The 16,738-nt window shown below is 46.8% G+C and carries 19 protein-coding genes; 8 read left to right on the forward strand and 11 right to left on the reverse strand.

Features of this window, described 5'->3' with window-relative positions:
* The first annotated feature begins 97 nt into the window (after nt 1–97).
* The 5 genes from BUB18_RS05930 (at nt 98) to BUB18_RS05945 (ending at nt 5,655) form a co-directional block, all read left to right on the forward strand.
* Nucleotides 98–583, forward strand: a complete 486-nt coding sequence (locus BUB18_RS05930; protein WP_073079021.1) for a hypothetical protein — start codon at nt 98–100, stop codon at nt 581–583.
* 96 nt (nt 584–679) lie between these two features.
* A complete protein-coding gene (locus BUB18_RS29610; RefSeq protein ID WP_178372094.1) occupies nt 680–829 on the forward strand; it encodes a hypothetical protein in 150 nt (49 codons plus the stop codon).
* Between the two features lie 193 nt (nt 830–1,022).
* Nucleotides 1,023–4,217, forward strand: a complete 3,195-nt coding sequence (locus BUB18_RS05935; RefSeq protein ID WP_073079023.1) for a reprolysin-like metallopeptidase — start codon at nt 1,023–1,025, stop codon at nt 4,215–4,217.
* A 135-nt stretch (nt 4,218–4,352) separates the two neighbouring features.
* A complete protein-coding gene (locus BUB18_RS05940) occupies nt 4,353–5,144 on the forward strand; it encodes a prohibitin family protein (RefSeq protein WP_073079025.1) in 792 nt (263 codons plus the stop codon).
* 103 nt (nt 5,145–5,247) lie between these two features.
* The gene (locus tag BUB18_RS05945) at nt 5,248–5,655 is read left to right on the forward strand and encodes a hypothetical protein (RefSeq protein ID WP_073079027.1); all 408 of its coding nucleotides are present in this window, start codon (nt 5,248–5,250) and stop codon (nt 5,653–5,655) included.
* Here BUB18_RS05945 and BUB18_RS05950 read toward each other — a convergent pair.
* A complete protein-coding gene (locus BUB18_RS05950) occupies nt 5,652–6,233 on the reverse strand; it encodes a flavodoxin family protein (RefSeq protein WP_073079029.1) in 582 nt (193 codons plus the stop codon). The genes BUB18_RS05945 and BUB18_RS05950 overlap by 4 nt on opposite strands.
* A 199-nt stretch (nt 6,234–6,432) precedes the next feature.
* On the opposite strand from BUB18_RS05950, the gene BUB18_RS05955 reads away from it, so the two are divergent.
* Entirely contained in the window at nt 6,433–6,936 is a 504-nt protein-coding gene (locus BUB18_RS05955; protein ID WP_073079031.1) for a DinB family protein, read from the forward strand.
* A 68-nt stretch (nt 6,937–7,004) separates the two neighbouring features.
* On the opposite strand, the gene BUB18_RS05960 is transcribed toward BUB18_RS05955, so the two are convergent.
* Complete coding sequence (locus BUB18_RS05960) at nt 7,005–7,802, reverse strand: sulfite exporter TauE/SafE family protein (protein ID WP_073079033.1); 798 nt, start codon at nt 7,800–7,802, stop codon at nt 7,005–7,007.
* Nucleotides 7,803–7,965: 163 nt separating this feature from the next.
* Between BUB18_RS05960 and BUB18_RS05965 the strand changes: the two genes are divergently transcribed.
* A complete protein-coding gene (locus tag BUB18_RS05965; protein ID WP_073079035.1) occupies nt 7,966–8,598 on the forward strand; it encodes a Crp/Fnr family transcriptional regulator in 633 nt (210 codons plus the stop codon).
* Nucleotides 8,599–8,685: 87 nt separating this feature from the next.
* The gene (locus BUB18_RS29300; protein WP_143159846.1) at nt 8,686–8,895 is read left to right on the forward strand and encodes a hypothetical protein; all 210 of its coding nucleotides are present in this window, start codon (nt 8,686–8,688) and stop codon (nt 8,893–8,895) included.
* Nucleotides 8,896–8,979: 84 nt separating this feature from the next.
* On the opposite strand, the gene BUB18_RS05970 is transcribed toward BUB18_RS29300, so the two are convergent.
* The 9 genes from BUB18_RS05970 to tssD (BUB18_RS06010) all read right to left on the reverse strand — a co-directional run bounded on the left by BUB18_RS05970 (nt 8,980) and on the right by tssD (BUB18_RS06010) (nt 16,529).
* Nucleotides 8,980–9,759, reverse strand: coding sequence for a PoNe immunity protein domain-containing protein (locus tag BUB18_RS05970; RefSeq protein WP_073079037.1), 780 nt, complete (start codon nt 9,757–9,759; stop codon nt 8,980–8,982).
* A gap of 24 nt (nt 9,760–9,783) precedes the next feature.
* Nucleotides 9,784–11,157, reverse strand: coding sequence for a PAAR-like protein (locus BUB18_RS28885; RefSeq protein WP_083549416.1), 1,374 nt, complete (start codon nt 11,155–11,157; stop codon nt 9,784–9,786).
* Nucleotides 11,158–11,169: 12 nt separating this feature from the next.
* Nucleotides 11,170–12,060 carry a hypothetical protein gene (locus tag BUB18_RS05985; RefSeq protein ID WP_073079039.1) on the reverse strand — a complete coding sequence of 297 codons (891 nt, stop codon included), beginning with the start codon at nt 12,058–12,060 and terminating at the stop codon, nt 11,170–11,172.
* Complete coding sequence (locus BUB18_RS05990) at nt 12,054–13,874, reverse strand: type VI secretion system Vgr family protein (protein ID WP_073079040.1); 1,821 nt, start codon at nt 13,872–13,874, stop codon at nt 12,054–12,056. The genes BUB18_RS05985 and BUB18_RS05990 overlap by 7 nt, the downstream gene beginning before the upstream one ends.
* A 26-nt stretch (nt 13,875–13,900) precedes the next feature.
* Nucleotides 13,901–14,533: a hypothetical protein gene (locus BUB18_RS05995; protein ID WP_143159847.1), complete on the reverse strand. Its 633-nt coding sequence runs from the start codon at nt 14,531–14,533 to the stop codon at nt 13,901–13,903.
* A gap of 5 nt (nt 14,534–14,538) precedes the next feature.
* Nucleotides 14,539–15,462, reverse strand: coding sequence for a hypothetical protein (locus tag BUB18_RS06000; protein ID WP_073079042.1), 924 nt, complete (start codon nt 15,460–15,462; stop codon nt 14,539–14,541).
* Nucleotides 15,463–15,546: 84 nt separating this feature from the next.
* Entirely contained in the window at nt 15,547–15,945 is a 399-nt protein-coding gene (tssD, locus tag BUB18_RS06005; protein WP_073079043.1) for a type VI secretion system tube protein TssD, read from the reverse strand.
* Complete coding sequence (locus tag BUB18_RS29305) at nt 15,935–16,153, reverse strand: hypothetical protein (RefSeq protein ID WP_143159848.1); 219 nt, start codon at nt 16,151–16,153, stop codon at nt 15,935–15,937. Before BUB18_RS29305 ends, tssD (BUB18_RS06005) begins: the two co-directional genes overlap by 11 nt.
* Complete coding sequence (tssD, locus tag BUB18_RS06010; RefSeq protein WP_073079044.1) at nt 16,125–16,529, reverse strand: type VI secretion system tube protein TssD; 405 nt, start codon at nt 16,527–16,529, stop codon at nt 16,125–16,127. Before tssD (BUB18_RS06010) ends, BUB18_RS29305 begins: the two co-directional genes overlap by 29 nt.
* Nucleotides 16,530–16,738: the final 209 nt, after the last annotated feature.

The following is a 16,738-nucleotide window of genomic DNA, read 5'->3' on the forward strand; positions in this document are numbered from 1 at the left end:
ACCTTTAGTCCGGATATGCCACTCAATGAATATTAAGCATTAAGCTGGCGTCGTTAAGTGACAAAATATTCGTAATTTGTTGCTTAACGACTCCAAAATGAAACACCTGCTATTCGTACTCACGCTGCTTGCCTGCACCTGCTGCCAGGCTCAAACTGCCCAACGGGCGATGATCCCCGGAGATACCTTATTAAATCGTATATCCGCTGTCGTGAATGCCCTTACCGGCGACCGCTGGGATAGCGCATCGATAATTTCCTCGCTGTCGGCCTCCGATCGTTACTTAATTGCCATCGACAGCACTTCCGATCCGTTAGCACTAGTTATCAAGTCGGAAGTCCCTGACGTAGGTGCGTTCAGGTTACAAATCCGCATTCCTGACTCCCTGGCCAAACAAATCCCGCTTGATTCCATCAAAGCACGCTTTGGCGAGCCGGTGCCTGATATACTGGGCAATGAGCTGGTGATCCAGAAAGAGCCTATACTGGCGTATAGGATCAGGCAGGTGAATGTGGTGTTTAATAGTGTGTATGGGAGAGATGGAGAGGAAAAGGTGGTGTATGATGTTTATATTTATAGGTAGGTGCTTTATTAATCATTGGTTAATCAGGAAGAATAATAATTGAGGTGGTTGAAATAAATGTAAGTTGCAAGCAATACACTTGCAATACAAAAACTTATGAAGAAGAAAAGGAAACAGAAATTACTCCTCGACACTTTCAAGGTTCGCAGAACCAGGAAAGATTACAGCAATGACGACTTCTTTGTAAAAAAATTGGAATTGGCTAAGGAATCATTGACCAAATGGGGATTACCTCCGGAATCCTGATTCTGCTAAATGATCGCCAATCCTAAGCTGACACTCCCCCACACCGCACTTTTCGAAGAGAAATCAACATCTCCCTAAATAAAAATTACCCGCCTGCCATAAGATAATCCCTGCAACTTATCATGCGAATGCAGTAGGTTCCTCTACATTTATATCGTTACCCATATTATTTCAACCAAAATCTGGAGCACTCATGAGAAAACTCTTACTCATCGTCACAGCATTGCTGTGCACCACCTCGTTGTATGCACAGGATTACTGGAAAGCCCACACTGATCTCGCCAGAATCACTACCGATAAAGCGGTAGCCCGGCTTGCTTTTCCGGCATCCTACAAACTGTTTGACCTGAATATAAATACTTTCCGAAGGGAAGTTTTTAAGGCAGTAGCAGCAAGAGGTACCGCCGTCAACACCATCATCTCCCTGCCCAATGCCGATGGTCAGATTGAACAATTTGAGATCACCGAAGCATCCAACTTTGAACCCGCACTGCAGGCGCAGTTCCCGGACATCAGGGCCTTTTCCGGAAAAGGTATCACCGACCCGTACGCCACACTGAAACTCAGCATTTCACCGCAGGGCATTCAAACCATGGTATTCCGTACCGACAAGGAAAATGAATTCATTGAACCGTATTCTGCGGACCATACCGTGTACACCGTGTTTAAAAAGCAACCCAGAACCTTACCCTGGAAATGCAGTACGCCGGAACATGCACTGGCAACGGGTATTAGCAGCCAGGTACCCAACAACACAGCCCGTTCTACCGGCGACGTTAAAACATTACGTTTAGCCCAGTCCGTTACAGCAGAATACTCCAATTACTTTGGCGCCACCAGCGCTGCACAGGTAAACCTGGTGCTGGCAGCTATTAATGCCACCCTCACCCGTTGTAACGGCGTGTACGAAAAAGACCTGGCGATTCACCTTAACCTGATTGCCACCGATACCGCAGTGATTTACTATAATCCCAATACAGATCCCTACAGCATTGCCTCCCAGGGCGCCGCAGGAGCCTGGAACAGTGAATTACAAAATACCCTGAATACAAAAATCGGTGCCGCTAACTACGACATCGGCCACCTCTTCGGCGCTTCCGGCGGTGGTGGTAATGCGGGCTGTATTGGCTGTATTTGTACCGACGCCAGTAAGGGAAGTGGTTTCACCTCTCCTGCGGATGCTATCCCGCAGGGCGATAACTTCGACATCGATTATGTAGTACATGAAGTAGGCCACCAGCTGGGTGCAAATCACACCTTTTCCATGAGCAATGAAAATACAGGCGTGAACGTAGAACCCGGATCCGGTATCACTATTATGGGATATGCCGGTATCACCAATCAGGATCTGGCGCCACATTCCATCGATATCTACCACGCAGTTTCTATCGGTCAGATACAAACGAATCTGACCAGCAAAACCTGCCCTGTTACTACCAGTATCTCAGCAAACAACGCTACACCTGTAGTAAGTGCCGGCAGCAACTATACCATCCCTATCAGTACCCCGTTTGCACTTACCGGATCTGCTACAGATGCCAACGCCGGGGATGTGCTCACCTACTGCTGGGAACAAAAAGATGTAGCTTCCTCTTCGCAAACAGGCGCCAACAGCGTGGCCAGTGCTACCAAAGCATCAGGACCTAACTGGATTTCTTTTGCACCATCTACCTCTCCTACCAGGTACTTCCCTAAACTGTCCACTATCCTGGCCGGGGGACTGGTATCAGGCCCGCTCACCGGCGGTGATGCCGGCGCCAACACAGAAGCACTCAGCTCTGTTTCCAGGAATTTAACCTTTAGGTTAACCGTAAGAGATAACGCTCCTTATAGTTCTACCGCACCCGTAAAAATTGGTCAGACCAATTATGCTGACATGACAGTAACGGTTACCAATACTTCCGGTCCTTTTACTGTTACTTCACCTAATACCGCAGTCACCTGGGCCGGCAACTCTTCCCAAACGATCACCTGGAATGTTGCCAATACCACCGCCTCACCGGTGAGCTGTGCCAAGGTCAAAATATCTGTATCTACGGATGGCGGTAACACCTTTAGCACGCTGGTGGCCAGTACTCCCAACGATGGCAGTGAAATCGTCACCATTCCTAATACGGCTACTACCAACGCCAGAATCAAAGTAGAAGCAGTAGGTAATATCTTCTTTGATATTTCAAATGCGAGCTTTACAATCACGGCAGGATCTTCCTGCGCATCACCAGCGGGCCTGGCCGCATCCGGCATTACCACCACCGCGACCACCCTTGGTTGGACGGCTGTGAGCGGCGGCGATTCGTATGATGTAGATTATAAAGCGACCAGCTCCTCCACCTGGATCAACGCAGCCACCGCCACCACCGCAGTATCGGTTGGACTAAGTGGCCTTACCGCCGGAACCACCTACGACTATCGGGTAAGAACCAACTGTACCAGTGGCAGCAGCGCTTATACTACCGCCCAGTTTACCACTACCAGCACTTCAGGATGTACAGCGCCGGCAGGATTAACCAGTGCGGCTGTAACCAGCAGCAGCGCCACCGTAAGCTGGACAGCTGTAAGCGGTGCAAGCAGCTATGCAGTGGATTATAAACTAAACAGCGCAAGTACCTGGACCAGCGCGGCAACCGCTACTACTGCCACCGCCGTTAACTTATCCGGATTAACATCCGCCTCCTTATACGATTGGAGAGTAAGAACCAATTGTGCCAGCGGCAACAGCACGTACACTGCTGCGCAGTTCACCACGCTGACTTCTTCCGGATGTTCAAACGTATTGGATAACAGCACGAACGGTACTACCGCAGGTGCTGCCGTGATTCCGTTTAACACGGATGTTACAGGCCTGATCAGCCCCAGCGGGGATATTGACCATTATAAATTTGTGATCACCACAGCTGGTACAATTACTATTACTCTGGGTACTTTACCGGGTGATTATGACCTCAAACTGCTTAACAGTGCAGGCACACAGGTAGCTATTTCACAGGCTGGCAGCACTACCAGCGAAACCATCAGCAGAACGGTGAGTGCAGGCACTTACTATGCACAGGTGTATGGTTATAATGGCGCCAACAGTAGTACCAGTTGCTACACCTTACGCGTACAATTAGGCACCGCCATCAAAGAAACCGACAGGCTCACCAAGGAAGGGCCACAGGTAACGGTGTTCCCTAGTCCTGCCAGCAACATGCTCAACATTAATATCGCCGGCAACAAAGGCAAAGCGGAAATAAGAATTTACGATGTAAGTGGCCATGAAGTAATTCGCAGACTGCAAAACGCGGCCACCCTGCAGGTAAATATTGGATCCTTACCAGCGGGCGTGTATATGGTGAGTGTGAAAAATGAAGATGGCACCACCAGTATGACGAAGTTTATTAAACAGTAATAAAATTAAAAGCTATAGGAAGTGAGGGACGGAATCCCTCACTTCCTTTTTTTTACCGGAAATTTATTAGCTTGTGATGTAACTTATACCTATTCAAGATAAGATGGTACATCTCACTAATAAACCTGTTTACTAATGAAATTTAATGCAAAGTCTGTTATCACACTTGGTGTGCTGGTATTCCTGATTATTGTCTTCTTTTTTTCCTGCACGAGAATAGATGCCGGCCATGAAGGTATCCGCGTAAAACAATATGGTAGTGATAAAGGCGTACAAGACGTTTCCTTGGTAACGGGACGGGTATGGTATAATCCTTTCACAGAAAGTATTTACGAGTTTCCCATCTTCGTGCAAACAGCGGATTACGATCCATTCACGGTGAATGCTAAGGACGGTAGTGTTTTTCATGTAGACCCTACTATTTCCTTCCGGGTTATTGCCGGTAAATCGCCTGAAATTTTTCGTAAATACCGCAAGGGTATTGATGAAATTACCCGAACCACGCTGTATAACTATGTGAAAGATGCGTTTCGTATACAGTTCAACCGTTATACTACCGATAGCATGATCAGCAACCGCGAAGGTTTTGAAAACGCAGTTCAGAAACAACTTTCCGATGAGCTGGTGAAAGAAGGGTTTACGCTGGAGCAGCTGACCTCCGGCCTCCAATATCCGGAGAGTATCACGCAGGCAATAGACCAGAAGAACAGCGCCGTGCAACAGGCTATCCGCGCAGAAAATGAGCTGCGGGTAACGGAAGCCAACGCAAAGAAATTACTCGTGCAGGCAGAAGCGGAAGCAAAAGCCAACCTGTTAAGGCAGCAATCGCTGACACCCTTGCTGATCCAGCAGCAGTTTATAGAAAAATGGGACGGAAAAACGCCGCTGTATGGAGCAGCACCGGTGATGTTTAAAAATGTGCAATAAATAATTTAAATAGTATGCAAAAGGTCCTGACGGCTTAGCCAGCAGGACCTTTTGCATTATTCCTGTGGCATGATTATTTCGTCGGTTAACGTAAAAGTCTGCCATGAAAAAAGAACCTAAAATTATAAAAATGGATCTGCCCGATGTGAGCGATATTCCGGGACAGGAAAACTTTAAAGTAGAGAAGCTGGGCCCGGATACGCCATCTTCTGCCGATGAAGAAGGCGAAGGCATCCTGGACGATAATAACGACACCGACCTGAGCGACGACAGCAACGTAAGCAATACTGAGCGCCGCATGCTGGACGAGGCTGCCAATGAAGACCCTGCCTACGAGGATGAAACCCGTATGCATGAGGCGGAGGTAGACCAGCGGGATGAGGACGGGGAGCTGCTGAACGAAGATGAGTCGCTGGATGTGCCAGGCAGTGAGGACGATGATGAAGCTGAGTCCACCGGTGCAGAAGACGAGGAAAATAACGACTACAGCATCGACAAAAATAGTGATTAGCTTCCGCTGTATTTCAGCAGCTGAGATACCATCGTGTCCGCGGTTTTACTATAGTCTTTATTATAAATTTCCATAAGCATCTCCTTAGTGGGATGCTTATCTTTTGCCTGCTCTTTGGATTGTACAGCGAGAGAGCAATAAGGCGGGAGCAGCATTCCCAGCGCATTGCAGAAGTTGCTGATATTTCCGATAATATGTTGTGACCCGTCGCTGTCGCCTGTAATAATCACTCCTGCTACTTTACCTTCCAGCCTCGAAGGTTTGCCTTGAAGTATTTCGTCGTGCAGGTTATCCAGTCGTTCAATAACTTTTTGTATTTCAGATGAGTGGTTGCCCCACCAGATAGGTGTCGCGAAAATGATGATCTGCGCGGCTTCCAGGCGGGCTAATATCGACGGCCATGCATCCCCGGGGCCCATATCACTGTAAGTACCCGGTAGAATATTTTCATTAACAAGATGAATAGTTTCTACGCTGACGCCGTGCCGGCTGAGCCGCTCGGTAAAAAACTCAGCGAGGGTAGCTGTGTTGGAGAGTCCGGATTTTTTTAAGGTGGCGAGTAGGATAAGTGCTTTCATTTGGTGTATGGTTTAGGAAAGAGTTGCGAGGATTGTGCCAGGGGATGAACGAAGTAGTCTTTTTAAGCCAGGAGAAGTATAGAAACGGATGTATCTGTCAGGTAGAATAAGCAAGTTACTGTGTAGTATGTTCGTCAAATCGGGTAAATATATCAATGGATATTCGTATCATTAACACTCAATTCATTAATCAATATTCATGATGCAAATATTCAAAGAAAGTTTATGGAACCAGTTTGGCGCCAGTATCGACATGCTGACCAACGCCATCTCCTCCTACCCTGAAAACCTGTGGTACGAAAAGAAAAAATTCTTCTACATATCTTATCATGTCGCTATATTCCTGGATTATTATACCACCATTCCTGCAGCAACGCTATCCTCACCATTACCATTTACACTTAGTGACAACATCCCTGAAGATGGTATCGACGACATTGTGCCGGATAATATTTATAGTAAAGAAGAAATACTCGCATATATACAATCAGGTCGTAACAGAGCACAGGAGCTTATTTTCAATATGACTGAAACTGATTTCGCTACATTATGGGTGGAGATAGAGAGTGATAAGGTAATGCCGGTGTTTGAACTGTTTTTATATAATTTGCGGCACGTGCAGCATCACGCAGCCCAGCTGAATATGATGCTGAGAACTGATACCGGAGATGCTCCGAACTGGGTGAGGTCCGCCCAAAAGTAACACCGCTGGTACTACCCATCATGGCCAACAAAATTTTGGGTAAGTACCAGTATTCCGGTATCTGTCAATTACAGTAAATTGGAAAATTCCTTTACCAAAATATAAATACCCATTAATAACACAAACCACCCAAAACCCTTTTTCAAACTATTACCAGGGATTTTCCGGCTCAATAATGTGCCTAAAAATATACCGGCAACTGCCAGTATTGTTACTGTCGACAATAACTTCCAATCCATTCCCGCATCTCCTATATTACCCATAAATCCAATCAGCGAATTAAGCGCAATTACCAATAGCGAAGTTCCTACTGCTGTTTTCATGGGTAAGTGCAATATGAGTACCATGGCTGGTATGAGCAAAAAGCCGCCACCTGCACCAAGTATACCGGTAATGAGGCCAATGCCGATCCCAAAGATTACCAGTTGCCTTAGATTGATGCTTTGCGTCAATTGCAAATTGTCTTCCTTGGGCTGTTTCCCCTTCATCATAAAAATTGCGGCTACCACCATCAAAGCCGCGAATAGCAGCATCGTCAGCACACTCTTGGTTATTTGTACACCAAAAACAGTTGCAATATGTAACGGAATAAAAGGAACCACCCACTTCCGGGCAATAAATACCGTCACCATGGAAACCACAGCGAATAATAACCCCATCCTTACATTCACTTTGCCCTGGAAAAACTGCTGGACAGCACCAACCATACTGGTGGACCCGACTATAAACAAAGAGTAGGAAGTAGCCATCAGTGGTGATACCCCAAACAGGTACACCATTACCGGCATAGTAAGGATGGACCCCCCTCCCCCTATTAATCCAAGTGAAATTCCTATCAGCAGCGAAGCAATATAACCTAGCAACATCTCTTCTTTTTACAGGCAAAATTACCTGTCGCTCATTCCCTGGACAGTGACTACAATCACATTGCAACTCTTTAATTCAAAAATTTGTTGTGTGAGTAAAGTCACACAAAAACCAATGGTCAAATGCTATATTTGCAATATCAACATATAAAATTTAAACATCATGCAAGAGCAGTATAACATACGGCAACTATTTCCGGGGCTGGAAGAAAAGCTATACCAGGAGATGGAAACTCACGGTGAAATCCGGCATATTGCTGCAGGCGATACCTTACTGCGTAAAGGCCAAACAATCAGGTCAACCATGTTAATTCTTGATGGCATCGTGAAATTATACCAGGAAGATGAGGACGGGAGCGAATTTTTTATGTATGATATAGAACCAGGAGAAGCGTGCGCTGTATCCATGGTATGCAGCTACCGCCAGGAAAACAGCCAGGTACTGGCAAAAGCATTAACTGATGCCACCTATATGATGATCCCTAATCAATACATGGATGAATGGCTGGCCAAATACAAAAGCTGGCACTACTTTGTGATAAGAACCTGGCGCACCAGGTATGAAGGGCTCCTGAATACTATTAATGATATAGCTTTTAAGAATATGGATGAACGCCTGCTACTCTATATTGAAGGCCAGGTAAAGAAAATGGGCCGCCATATAAAGCTTACCCACCAGGAAATTGCTACAGATCTCAACTCCTCACGTGAAGTGATCAGCCGGCTCATGAAAAAAATGGAAAAAAATGGCTGGTTAATTATCAACAGAAACTCTTTCGAATGGATTAAACCCTGACCGTCTGCTGCATATTTCCTTAAGTGACTTATGTCATAGATAGCAATTTTATACCTGGGTAATTTCGCTGTAGTAACTCAGGTAAATATGAAACACTTAATAAAGAAATTTAGGAGAGATTGGAATATTCTCCGCTTTATACGGCTGGTTTCCGGCCTTACTGCCATCGTTTTCAGTATACTACATAAAGAAGCCTTACTGGGGGCCCTGGGAGGGTTTTTAACACTTACTTCCCTCCTCAATACCGGTTGTGCCGGCGGCAGCTGCAGCATTCCCCGCAGAGATATATCCAGGTAATGCCAGCATCTTCCAAACTAAATGAAGGCGCCGGGGATGTGCATGTAGCTTCGCTAACGGGGAAGTATATATTTAATACGACCATCAGGATTTGTTCCAATGCACCAGGTCATACGGATAATACGGACTATCCTTAAAAGCTGTATCATCCAGCTGCATAATCTTGCTCACCGCACCAGCCTCCCAGCACCAGTAACCGGTATAAGCGTGATCCTTCTTATGACTATCATACCAGGGATCATTACGGTGCAGGCTATACCAGCTATCGAGGTACTTTTTCATTGCTGCGGTAGCATCTTCCTTATTCATCCTGATAATATCCAGCAAATATTGATACAGAGAAGGCCAGATCACTGCTTCCGGCTGATTACCTCCTCCTCTTTTACCGTTGATGATAAACCAGAGAATAGCATCCGGTTTCCATTCCGGGTAATCGGAACCGGCGTCAGCCTGCTCCACCACCTTTACAATGCCGTTAAATTTATCGTCAGGTATTTGCAACAGGTAGCCCAGTGCCACCATGTCGAGCATATCTGCATACGTGGAATCCGGCTCCCAACCATTCGCAAACCAGTCAGCAGCATGGATGAAAATGTCATAGCACTCCTCAATAGGTTTACCCATAGAATAGGTCACTGAAAACTTCTGCAGGTAATCATAGGAGACAGACCAATCATGGTAAGGCTCTGCCCGGCCCTGTTTCATCAGGTCGGACCTGGTTTCCATATCCACAGCAATATTCCGGTCCTTCTGCTGCAGCATTTTCTCAAAATAGGCGGCGTTCTTCAATGCTGCTCTCTGACCGGGAGAACGCTCATCTTCGTTAGTATTAGATCCGCCGAACAATTTGTTTAAAAAACCCATTAAATGATATTTTAAAGAATAAAATCAGAACCAGCTTCCTATTGTCTTTCCCAGTCCTCCTCCAAGAATACCGCCAATAGCACCACCTACCAGTCCCCCGATCACCGTTCCTACTCCAGGACAGATAGCCGTACCTATAATGGCACCTATTTCAGCACCTGCCCAGGCTCCGGCGATAGCTCCTGCCGCACCTCCCACAGCTTCCTTTGTCTTCTCCCCAAAATGCCCCTCCTCCTGGTAAGTATTGTAAACATTTAATACCTCCAGGCCAATGCCTACCACAATCAATCCCCTGCCTGCCACTTTGCCTGCGGTACTCAATACCGGAGAGCGGGATACAGCCTGCGTAGCCTTAAACAAACTATTATTGGCTCCTGTAGCTAATTTACTACTTCTTACCGCTTGAGAGAAATTTGAATTTGCTAATGCAGTTACCGGCCTGGAATTGCGGATGGACGACCGCACACCATTGATCAACGTACCGGCACGGCTCGTCTTTACTTCCATCGCCTCGCGCTGACCACGGGTTTGCTTATATCCACGGTCGTTCTGTGTTTCGGAATGCATATCCCCGTTCGGCATCGTCTTTACCATTTCACGCTGCAGGGTACCTGTATCATTCGCGCGGGAAAATGCTTCCCTGTCCGCCGGATTAATGCCGCCATTATCTGTATGGAACTTCGTCCAACGCCTGCTGGTTTCACGTCCGTAGGTGGCCGTATTCTCCAACTTCGCGCCGTTATATTTAGCGTCCGTCAGTTTATAGGTACCGTTCTTTTCATAGGCGCCATCAATGCCCGGCGACGTCGGCTTATCAATATCCATGTTGGGATGCTCCGAGCGCACATCTCTCCAACCCTCCTGCCTGTGGAATACCTGGTCTTTCATCTCCCCATAATTCCCTCCACGCCTGAAATCATTCGGACTGTTATCCCTTACCAGACTCAGTTTGCCATTTTCCACATCATGAATCACGCCACGCTGTACATAGTCAATAGCAGCATCATAGCTGCCAAATGCCCATGCACCGGCACCAAGGCCCGTCAGGCCATCGGCCGCCATACTACTGCTGCCCGATGGTGCGTCAAAGTCCACCTTTACTTTACCTCCCTGCTTACACAGCAAACAGGCGTCTTCGAACACCAGCTTATAACCGTTTACTTTAACGCCTTTGTTACATTTGTCCCAGTAAATAGGCTCTGGCTGACAACTCCCGCCAGTAACCGAACAGCGCCCCATGGGCATGATGTTTTCACCCGGCACCATATCCATTTCACTGGCCAGGTTCTCGCCGTAAATCTTGGTGTTATTGTGATGGGTTACTTTCAGTCTCGAAGGCGCACTTCCTTTATCACAAGTAAGCCAGCTGTTATCTGGAATGTATTTTTTAGATCCCATAATGCCGGATATTTATGCGGTATACTCCGCGGCAACATTGAAATTCTTTTTAAGTGCAAGTGCCCTGTCCTCGTCAATCCGGTCCAGCACATGCGCGGATGCCACCTGGTACCAGTCAGCCACTTTGGTTTCCAGATACATCTCTCCTGCCGTCAGCCAGCGATGTTTATCATAATGAAATTCTTCTTCCATCAGCAGGTCCAGCTCAGCGCTCACATTAAACACACCCGTAAGGTCTTTTAACATTCGGCCAAACTGCTTGCGGTCAAAACGGGGCTTATCCAGTTTTCCCTTATGAGTCAACTGACAATGATATTCACCGATGCCATATTCTTCCTCCCAGTCAGCGGTAAGTGTGAGCGGCAAATCCACCTGCCCGAAAAATCCTTTGAGTAATAAAGATTGCTGCGATGCGGTAGCTTGCCCCTTAAAATTATCCTGGAAGAAAAACCGCCAGGCACTGAAGCCATTCAACGATTGCACAAAGCGCGACTTATCTTCCAGCAAAGCACTGGTGGCTGCCATCAGCTCCTCCAGCCCTTCTTTCTGTTTTTTATATTTCCGCCGCAGTTGATTGGCATACGTGCTTTCCCATCTCTCACGGATTTCATACAGGTTACGGACATCCTTGAGCTGTCCGTTTGCATCCAATACTATTTTCAGGGGAGATTGCAATATTTCCATATCCATCGCCCACTCGTGGATCAGCGCAGTCCCTTCCACCTGTTGCGCCAATAACGCGTATTCGAAAACAGTATCTTCTCCTTCCTCACCGATCATCTTCATCCTGACCACCTTCTGTTGTACGAATTCCATCAGCCGCCCGCCCACAATCGTCCTGTTGGCGGAGGTCAGGTGATACAGTGCGCTGTCGCCAGGTTTGGGTTTATTGATATTTAACATTGGTTGATCTCTATTTCGTTAGCAACAAATTCACCGCGGGCACCGCCACTGGCATAAAATTTCTCGGTAGCGGTGATAGATACTTCTTTTGAATCCAGTTTATACACGCCTGCAGCAGAGTTAATAGCAACATCTCTTGCAGTAGCCGTAAGCGTAATGTCCTCCGTATCCGCAGTACCGCTGATGCTCTTTTTAGCACTGATGCTAACGGTACCTTCCCCTCCTCCCTGCTCGCCAGGCTGCGCGTTGATGGTCACACTATTGCTGGCGTTGAGTACAAAATCCGTTGTGTTAATAATCATTTTCTGAGGAGCGTTCAGGGTTACGGTGCCATCTCCATGCATGATCAGCACATTACCACTGGGATCTTTTACAGTCACGCTACCTTTATTATCATCCAGGGTAACGGTTGATCCGGAGCGGGTAGTCAGGCTTTTTACTCCATTTGCTGAACCACCACCACCACCGGTTTTACCATGAAACACACTTCCCATTACCAGTGGTCTGGCAGTATTGCCTTCTTCAAAAGCTACCACCACCTGGTCTCCTTTTTCAGGAACGAAAGTGAAGCCCCTGTTCTTACTAACTTTGTCGGAGCTGCCGGCATCCGGCGTCACTACCCGCAGCCATTCGGAAGCGTCGTTGCAACTGCATTCCCATTTGAATTTAACTTTCACGCGGCCTTGTCCTTTCGGATCATCATTGTCTTCCACAATGGCCAGCTGCATATCTGCAAACGGACGATCATATTCGCGCACCGGAATTTTTTCCGCATCGGCAGTGATACCTTCAAAGGTGTGATAGTAGTGTCCTACGCCATCAATATGATGATAAACCGCCGTCACCAGGAAGCGGCCAAGTTGCTGCACACTGAAGCTGAGCGCCTCTTTCACGCTCATGCTAACATCTACTATTTTACCCAGCCCCACTTCCGGATTATCGCCTGTGGCAGTAATCTGTAACAGATCGGCAATATTGGCTTTATCTTCATTTTCTACGAAGGTGTCCATCTCCTTTTTGGTGGTGATGCGCACATTGGTAGGTTGAGAATATACTTTACTATAGAGTTCATTGGAAGCATTCACTGCATGTGCCAGGTCCGGCTGCCCGCCCGCCTGTGCCTTGGCTTCCGCCTTAAACAGCTCATCATCCGCCGGCTTGTAGGCAAATTTGCGGCTTTTGAGGGGCGCCACCTGCATGGCATATTGCAGACTGTTTACATCGCGGCCATACACCAGTTTCACTTCTTCCAGCTTCTCCGGTTTTCCAAAGTTGAGCTTAGTACCGTCGTAATAAAACCATTCATGGTATTCGGCGGACAAGCGATTGATGAAATCGTAATCGCTTTCCCGGTACTGAATCATATAATCTACCGGCTCTTTGCGGGCCGGGTTCAAGGTCAGGTTAAGCTCATTAGCCGGTGCATCCTGGGTGGCTTTTTTGATGATACCGCTGAGGTCTTTGTTGAGATAAGAACCCAGGTCAGGACCACGGTCAATCAGGATACTGGGGCTATAACCGCTGATGATGAGCGTGCCGTGGTAGCCGTGACTTTGCGACAATTCCACCCGCGTTACCTTCCCTACGAAAAGCTGCTCTTTCCCCAAGTCTTTACCAAACTGCACGGTGATACTTTTACCCATAAAGGCGCGGGATTTCTCCAGCGAGATCATGCCGGGTGTCCCCTGTTCATCGTGGTTAAAGCGCAGCTCAAAATAATGATGTGCATTAAAACGCTGCTCCAGGGTAAACGCCGAGAAATGCAGTATCGGCGTATCTTCAATGTTAATTGTTACTTTCAGTTTACCTTCCATAGGTTCACCTTTTTACGTGTTGAATGTCAGCCTTTGACCGGCCATTTTGCATAATAGGCTACCACCTTGTATTCACCGGCTACGCGGCCAAATACAAAAGCAAAGAAACTCTCCGCATGACCATTCTTTTCCGGGTACTGCTCATATACTTCATAGAGCTTCGAACCCTTGTCAGTCCCTTGCCGTAGCGTGTTATAGTAGTCCTCGTTCATCATTTCATCTATTTCCTGCAGGTTATCTTCCCCTGCTTTCGGAAGCAATCGCTTAACTGCCGCATGAAAGATGTTCGGGTAATATTCACTGAATTCATGAAAACCCACTTTGCCGGCAGTTTTATCTACCTGCGCTGTTTTCAGCTCTTCGTTGGTCCATTGCAGTGATGTTTGCAATGGGAAGCAGATACACTTTTTTATCTGCGCTTCATCATTCTTTTTCACCGCCTGCTGCAATACTGCCAGGGCTATACGAAATTTTCGTTCGTCCCCTGTTGTATCCAGGGAGATGTTACCGCCGCTGCTATCGGTAACTGCCCGTGCCGGAACAGTAGCTGGCGGCTGCTGTACTTGCTTTGCCGGCTTTTGCCCTTCCATGCAGGCCGCCAGCCAGACAATCATTAATACAACGCTGCCAAAAATTAATATGGGTAAGCTTCTCCTCATTTGACTTAAAACCTGGGTATAAAGATGAGTCCTCTCTCTTCCATTCGCTTTAGGATCACCGCCGACCCTAACTGGGCCGACACTGCATCTTTATCAAACTTGCCATCCTTCACATACTTACCTTTCGTATAGTGATTGGAGTAACTCCAGAGATAGGGTGAATTCATGTTATGATATTTAAAGTATCCGAAACCGTTGTATGCTTCGAGCTTCCGGAGGATGAAGGGCAGTTTCCAGCTGGTTACCTTATCAAACCCCATTAACTTCAAGGCATCTACGGCACTTTCTTCAAATGTAAATGGCGGCGGATGGCCTACTTTAGGCCTGCCTGCCGGCACCTGCACGGTGTATCCCGTCAGCGGATCTCCATTATGCAAATGCTTTTTAAAACTAAAGCTGCATTCCAGATAATGAACGCATGCGATGAAATACCAGGGGATGCGTCCATTTCCTACCAGGGAAATATCGCCCCCTAACTGGCACATATATCCCAGTCCAAGTGGATTGGATGGAGGCTTAAAATTGAGCGACAACGCAGGTGCACGGGGGGACAACTGCTGAAACAAAGGTTCCGGCACCTGCGGTACCGGGTTGGCCAGTTGCCGCTGTGCAGTAGTTGAAAACGCGTTAAAGAGGGGCCTGCTCCGAAACAGGGAGGAGGTACTGAAAGTTTGCTGCTGATCAAGCATAGCGCCTCCCTGTACCATCGTAGCAATATCTTCATACCTGCCGCGATTGGCCACCACTTTGTCATCAATAATTTTATCCACCTCCGCCAGCTTCGCAGTGGTGATCGTACAGGTATCAAACAGTTGCTGATACTCCACATCCGAAGGTGTGGAAGGTACAGGTTTCGGTTTTGCCTTCGCTTTTACCTTTGCCTTTTGTTTGGGTTGTACCGTTGGTGATATTTGTTTCTTTTTCTTCATGTTGGCGGTAAAGAGGAAAAAGGGGTGTGCTGCCCTAAGGCAACACACCTGCTGTGGTTAATATTTAGAGGAGTCATCAACAAATTAACCTCTGCCTGGCCAGTCGTTAACATGTTCGGCATTACCCAGCTTCAGAGTACGTGCAGAGATGACAAAGCTCAGCGTCATAGGATGATTACCTACCACGTTGATGCCTTCATTATATTGAATGATGTAGCTATCAGAGAATGTCAGTTCTTTCATTTTAGCATCCTCATCTGTTTTTTTGATGATGATTTTGCCGCTGAAAGGTTTATACTGGTTATTCACCATGGACTCAATAACAGAAGTATCTTCGGTTGATTCTACTTCTACATGGATCGTACCGCCGTACACACCGGAAGAAGGACGGCCTTTAGCGTCCACATCGCGGTTTAAGGAAAAGCTGCATTGCAGTACATCATATTCTTTGGAGCCCAGTTGAATTTTTGCGTTAAAAGCCATTGTAAAGAGATTTTAGAAATTTCAGAAGTTGTTTGTACAAACGCACCATCGTTGCAGTCAGGCTGTAACGGGGTTGTTGCGGTGCATTAAAATCAGCGGGAACGCTGGCATTGATCAGCTCACCGGAGGTAGCAACTACCTCATCAGCGGTTATGGATCGATGACCAGGGTTGAGTTGCTTATGCCTTATCTCTACCGGGCCAGTCATTTACATGCTCAGCATTGCCGAGCTTCAGCTTCCGGGCAGAAATAGTAAAACGCAGCTTCATAGGATCGGAGCCTATAACATTGATGCCCTCTGAATACTTAATGATATAAGCATCTTCAAAGGTTACTTCTTTCATTTTCGCATCTTCTTCAGATTTCTTGATGAGGACTTTTCCGGCGATAGGTTTAAACTGGTTATTCACCATTGCCTCTACGATAGAGGTATCTTCTGTGGATTCTACTTCCACATCAATGGTACCACCATACACGCCGGACGCAGGGCGGCCTTTGGCGTCCACATCCCTGTTTAGGGAATAATTGCAGCTGAGTACATCATACTCTTTACCTGCCAGGTTTAACTTTGCATTGAATGCCATGGTAATGAAAATTTATAGGTAAATAATAAAAAACAATGGTAGTCCCGGGCGCCGCGGCGCAGGGTTGGGTATCACAAAACATCCAATATGGTTACTGATAGTTTCGGTTCTTCTTCGGTACAAACAATTATCGTCTGATGGATCCGGTTTAAAAGGTTTTTAAATAGAAAATGGTTTTGCTGTTATTCAAATATTAATCTGATTATGGT

Origin of the sequence: Chitinophaga jiangningensis (assembly GCF_900142605.1) — a bacterium.
In the GTDB taxonomy this organism is placed as follows: Bacteria; Bacteroidota; Bacteroidia; order Chitinophagales; family Chitinophagaceae; genus Chitinophaga; species Chitinophaga jiangningensis.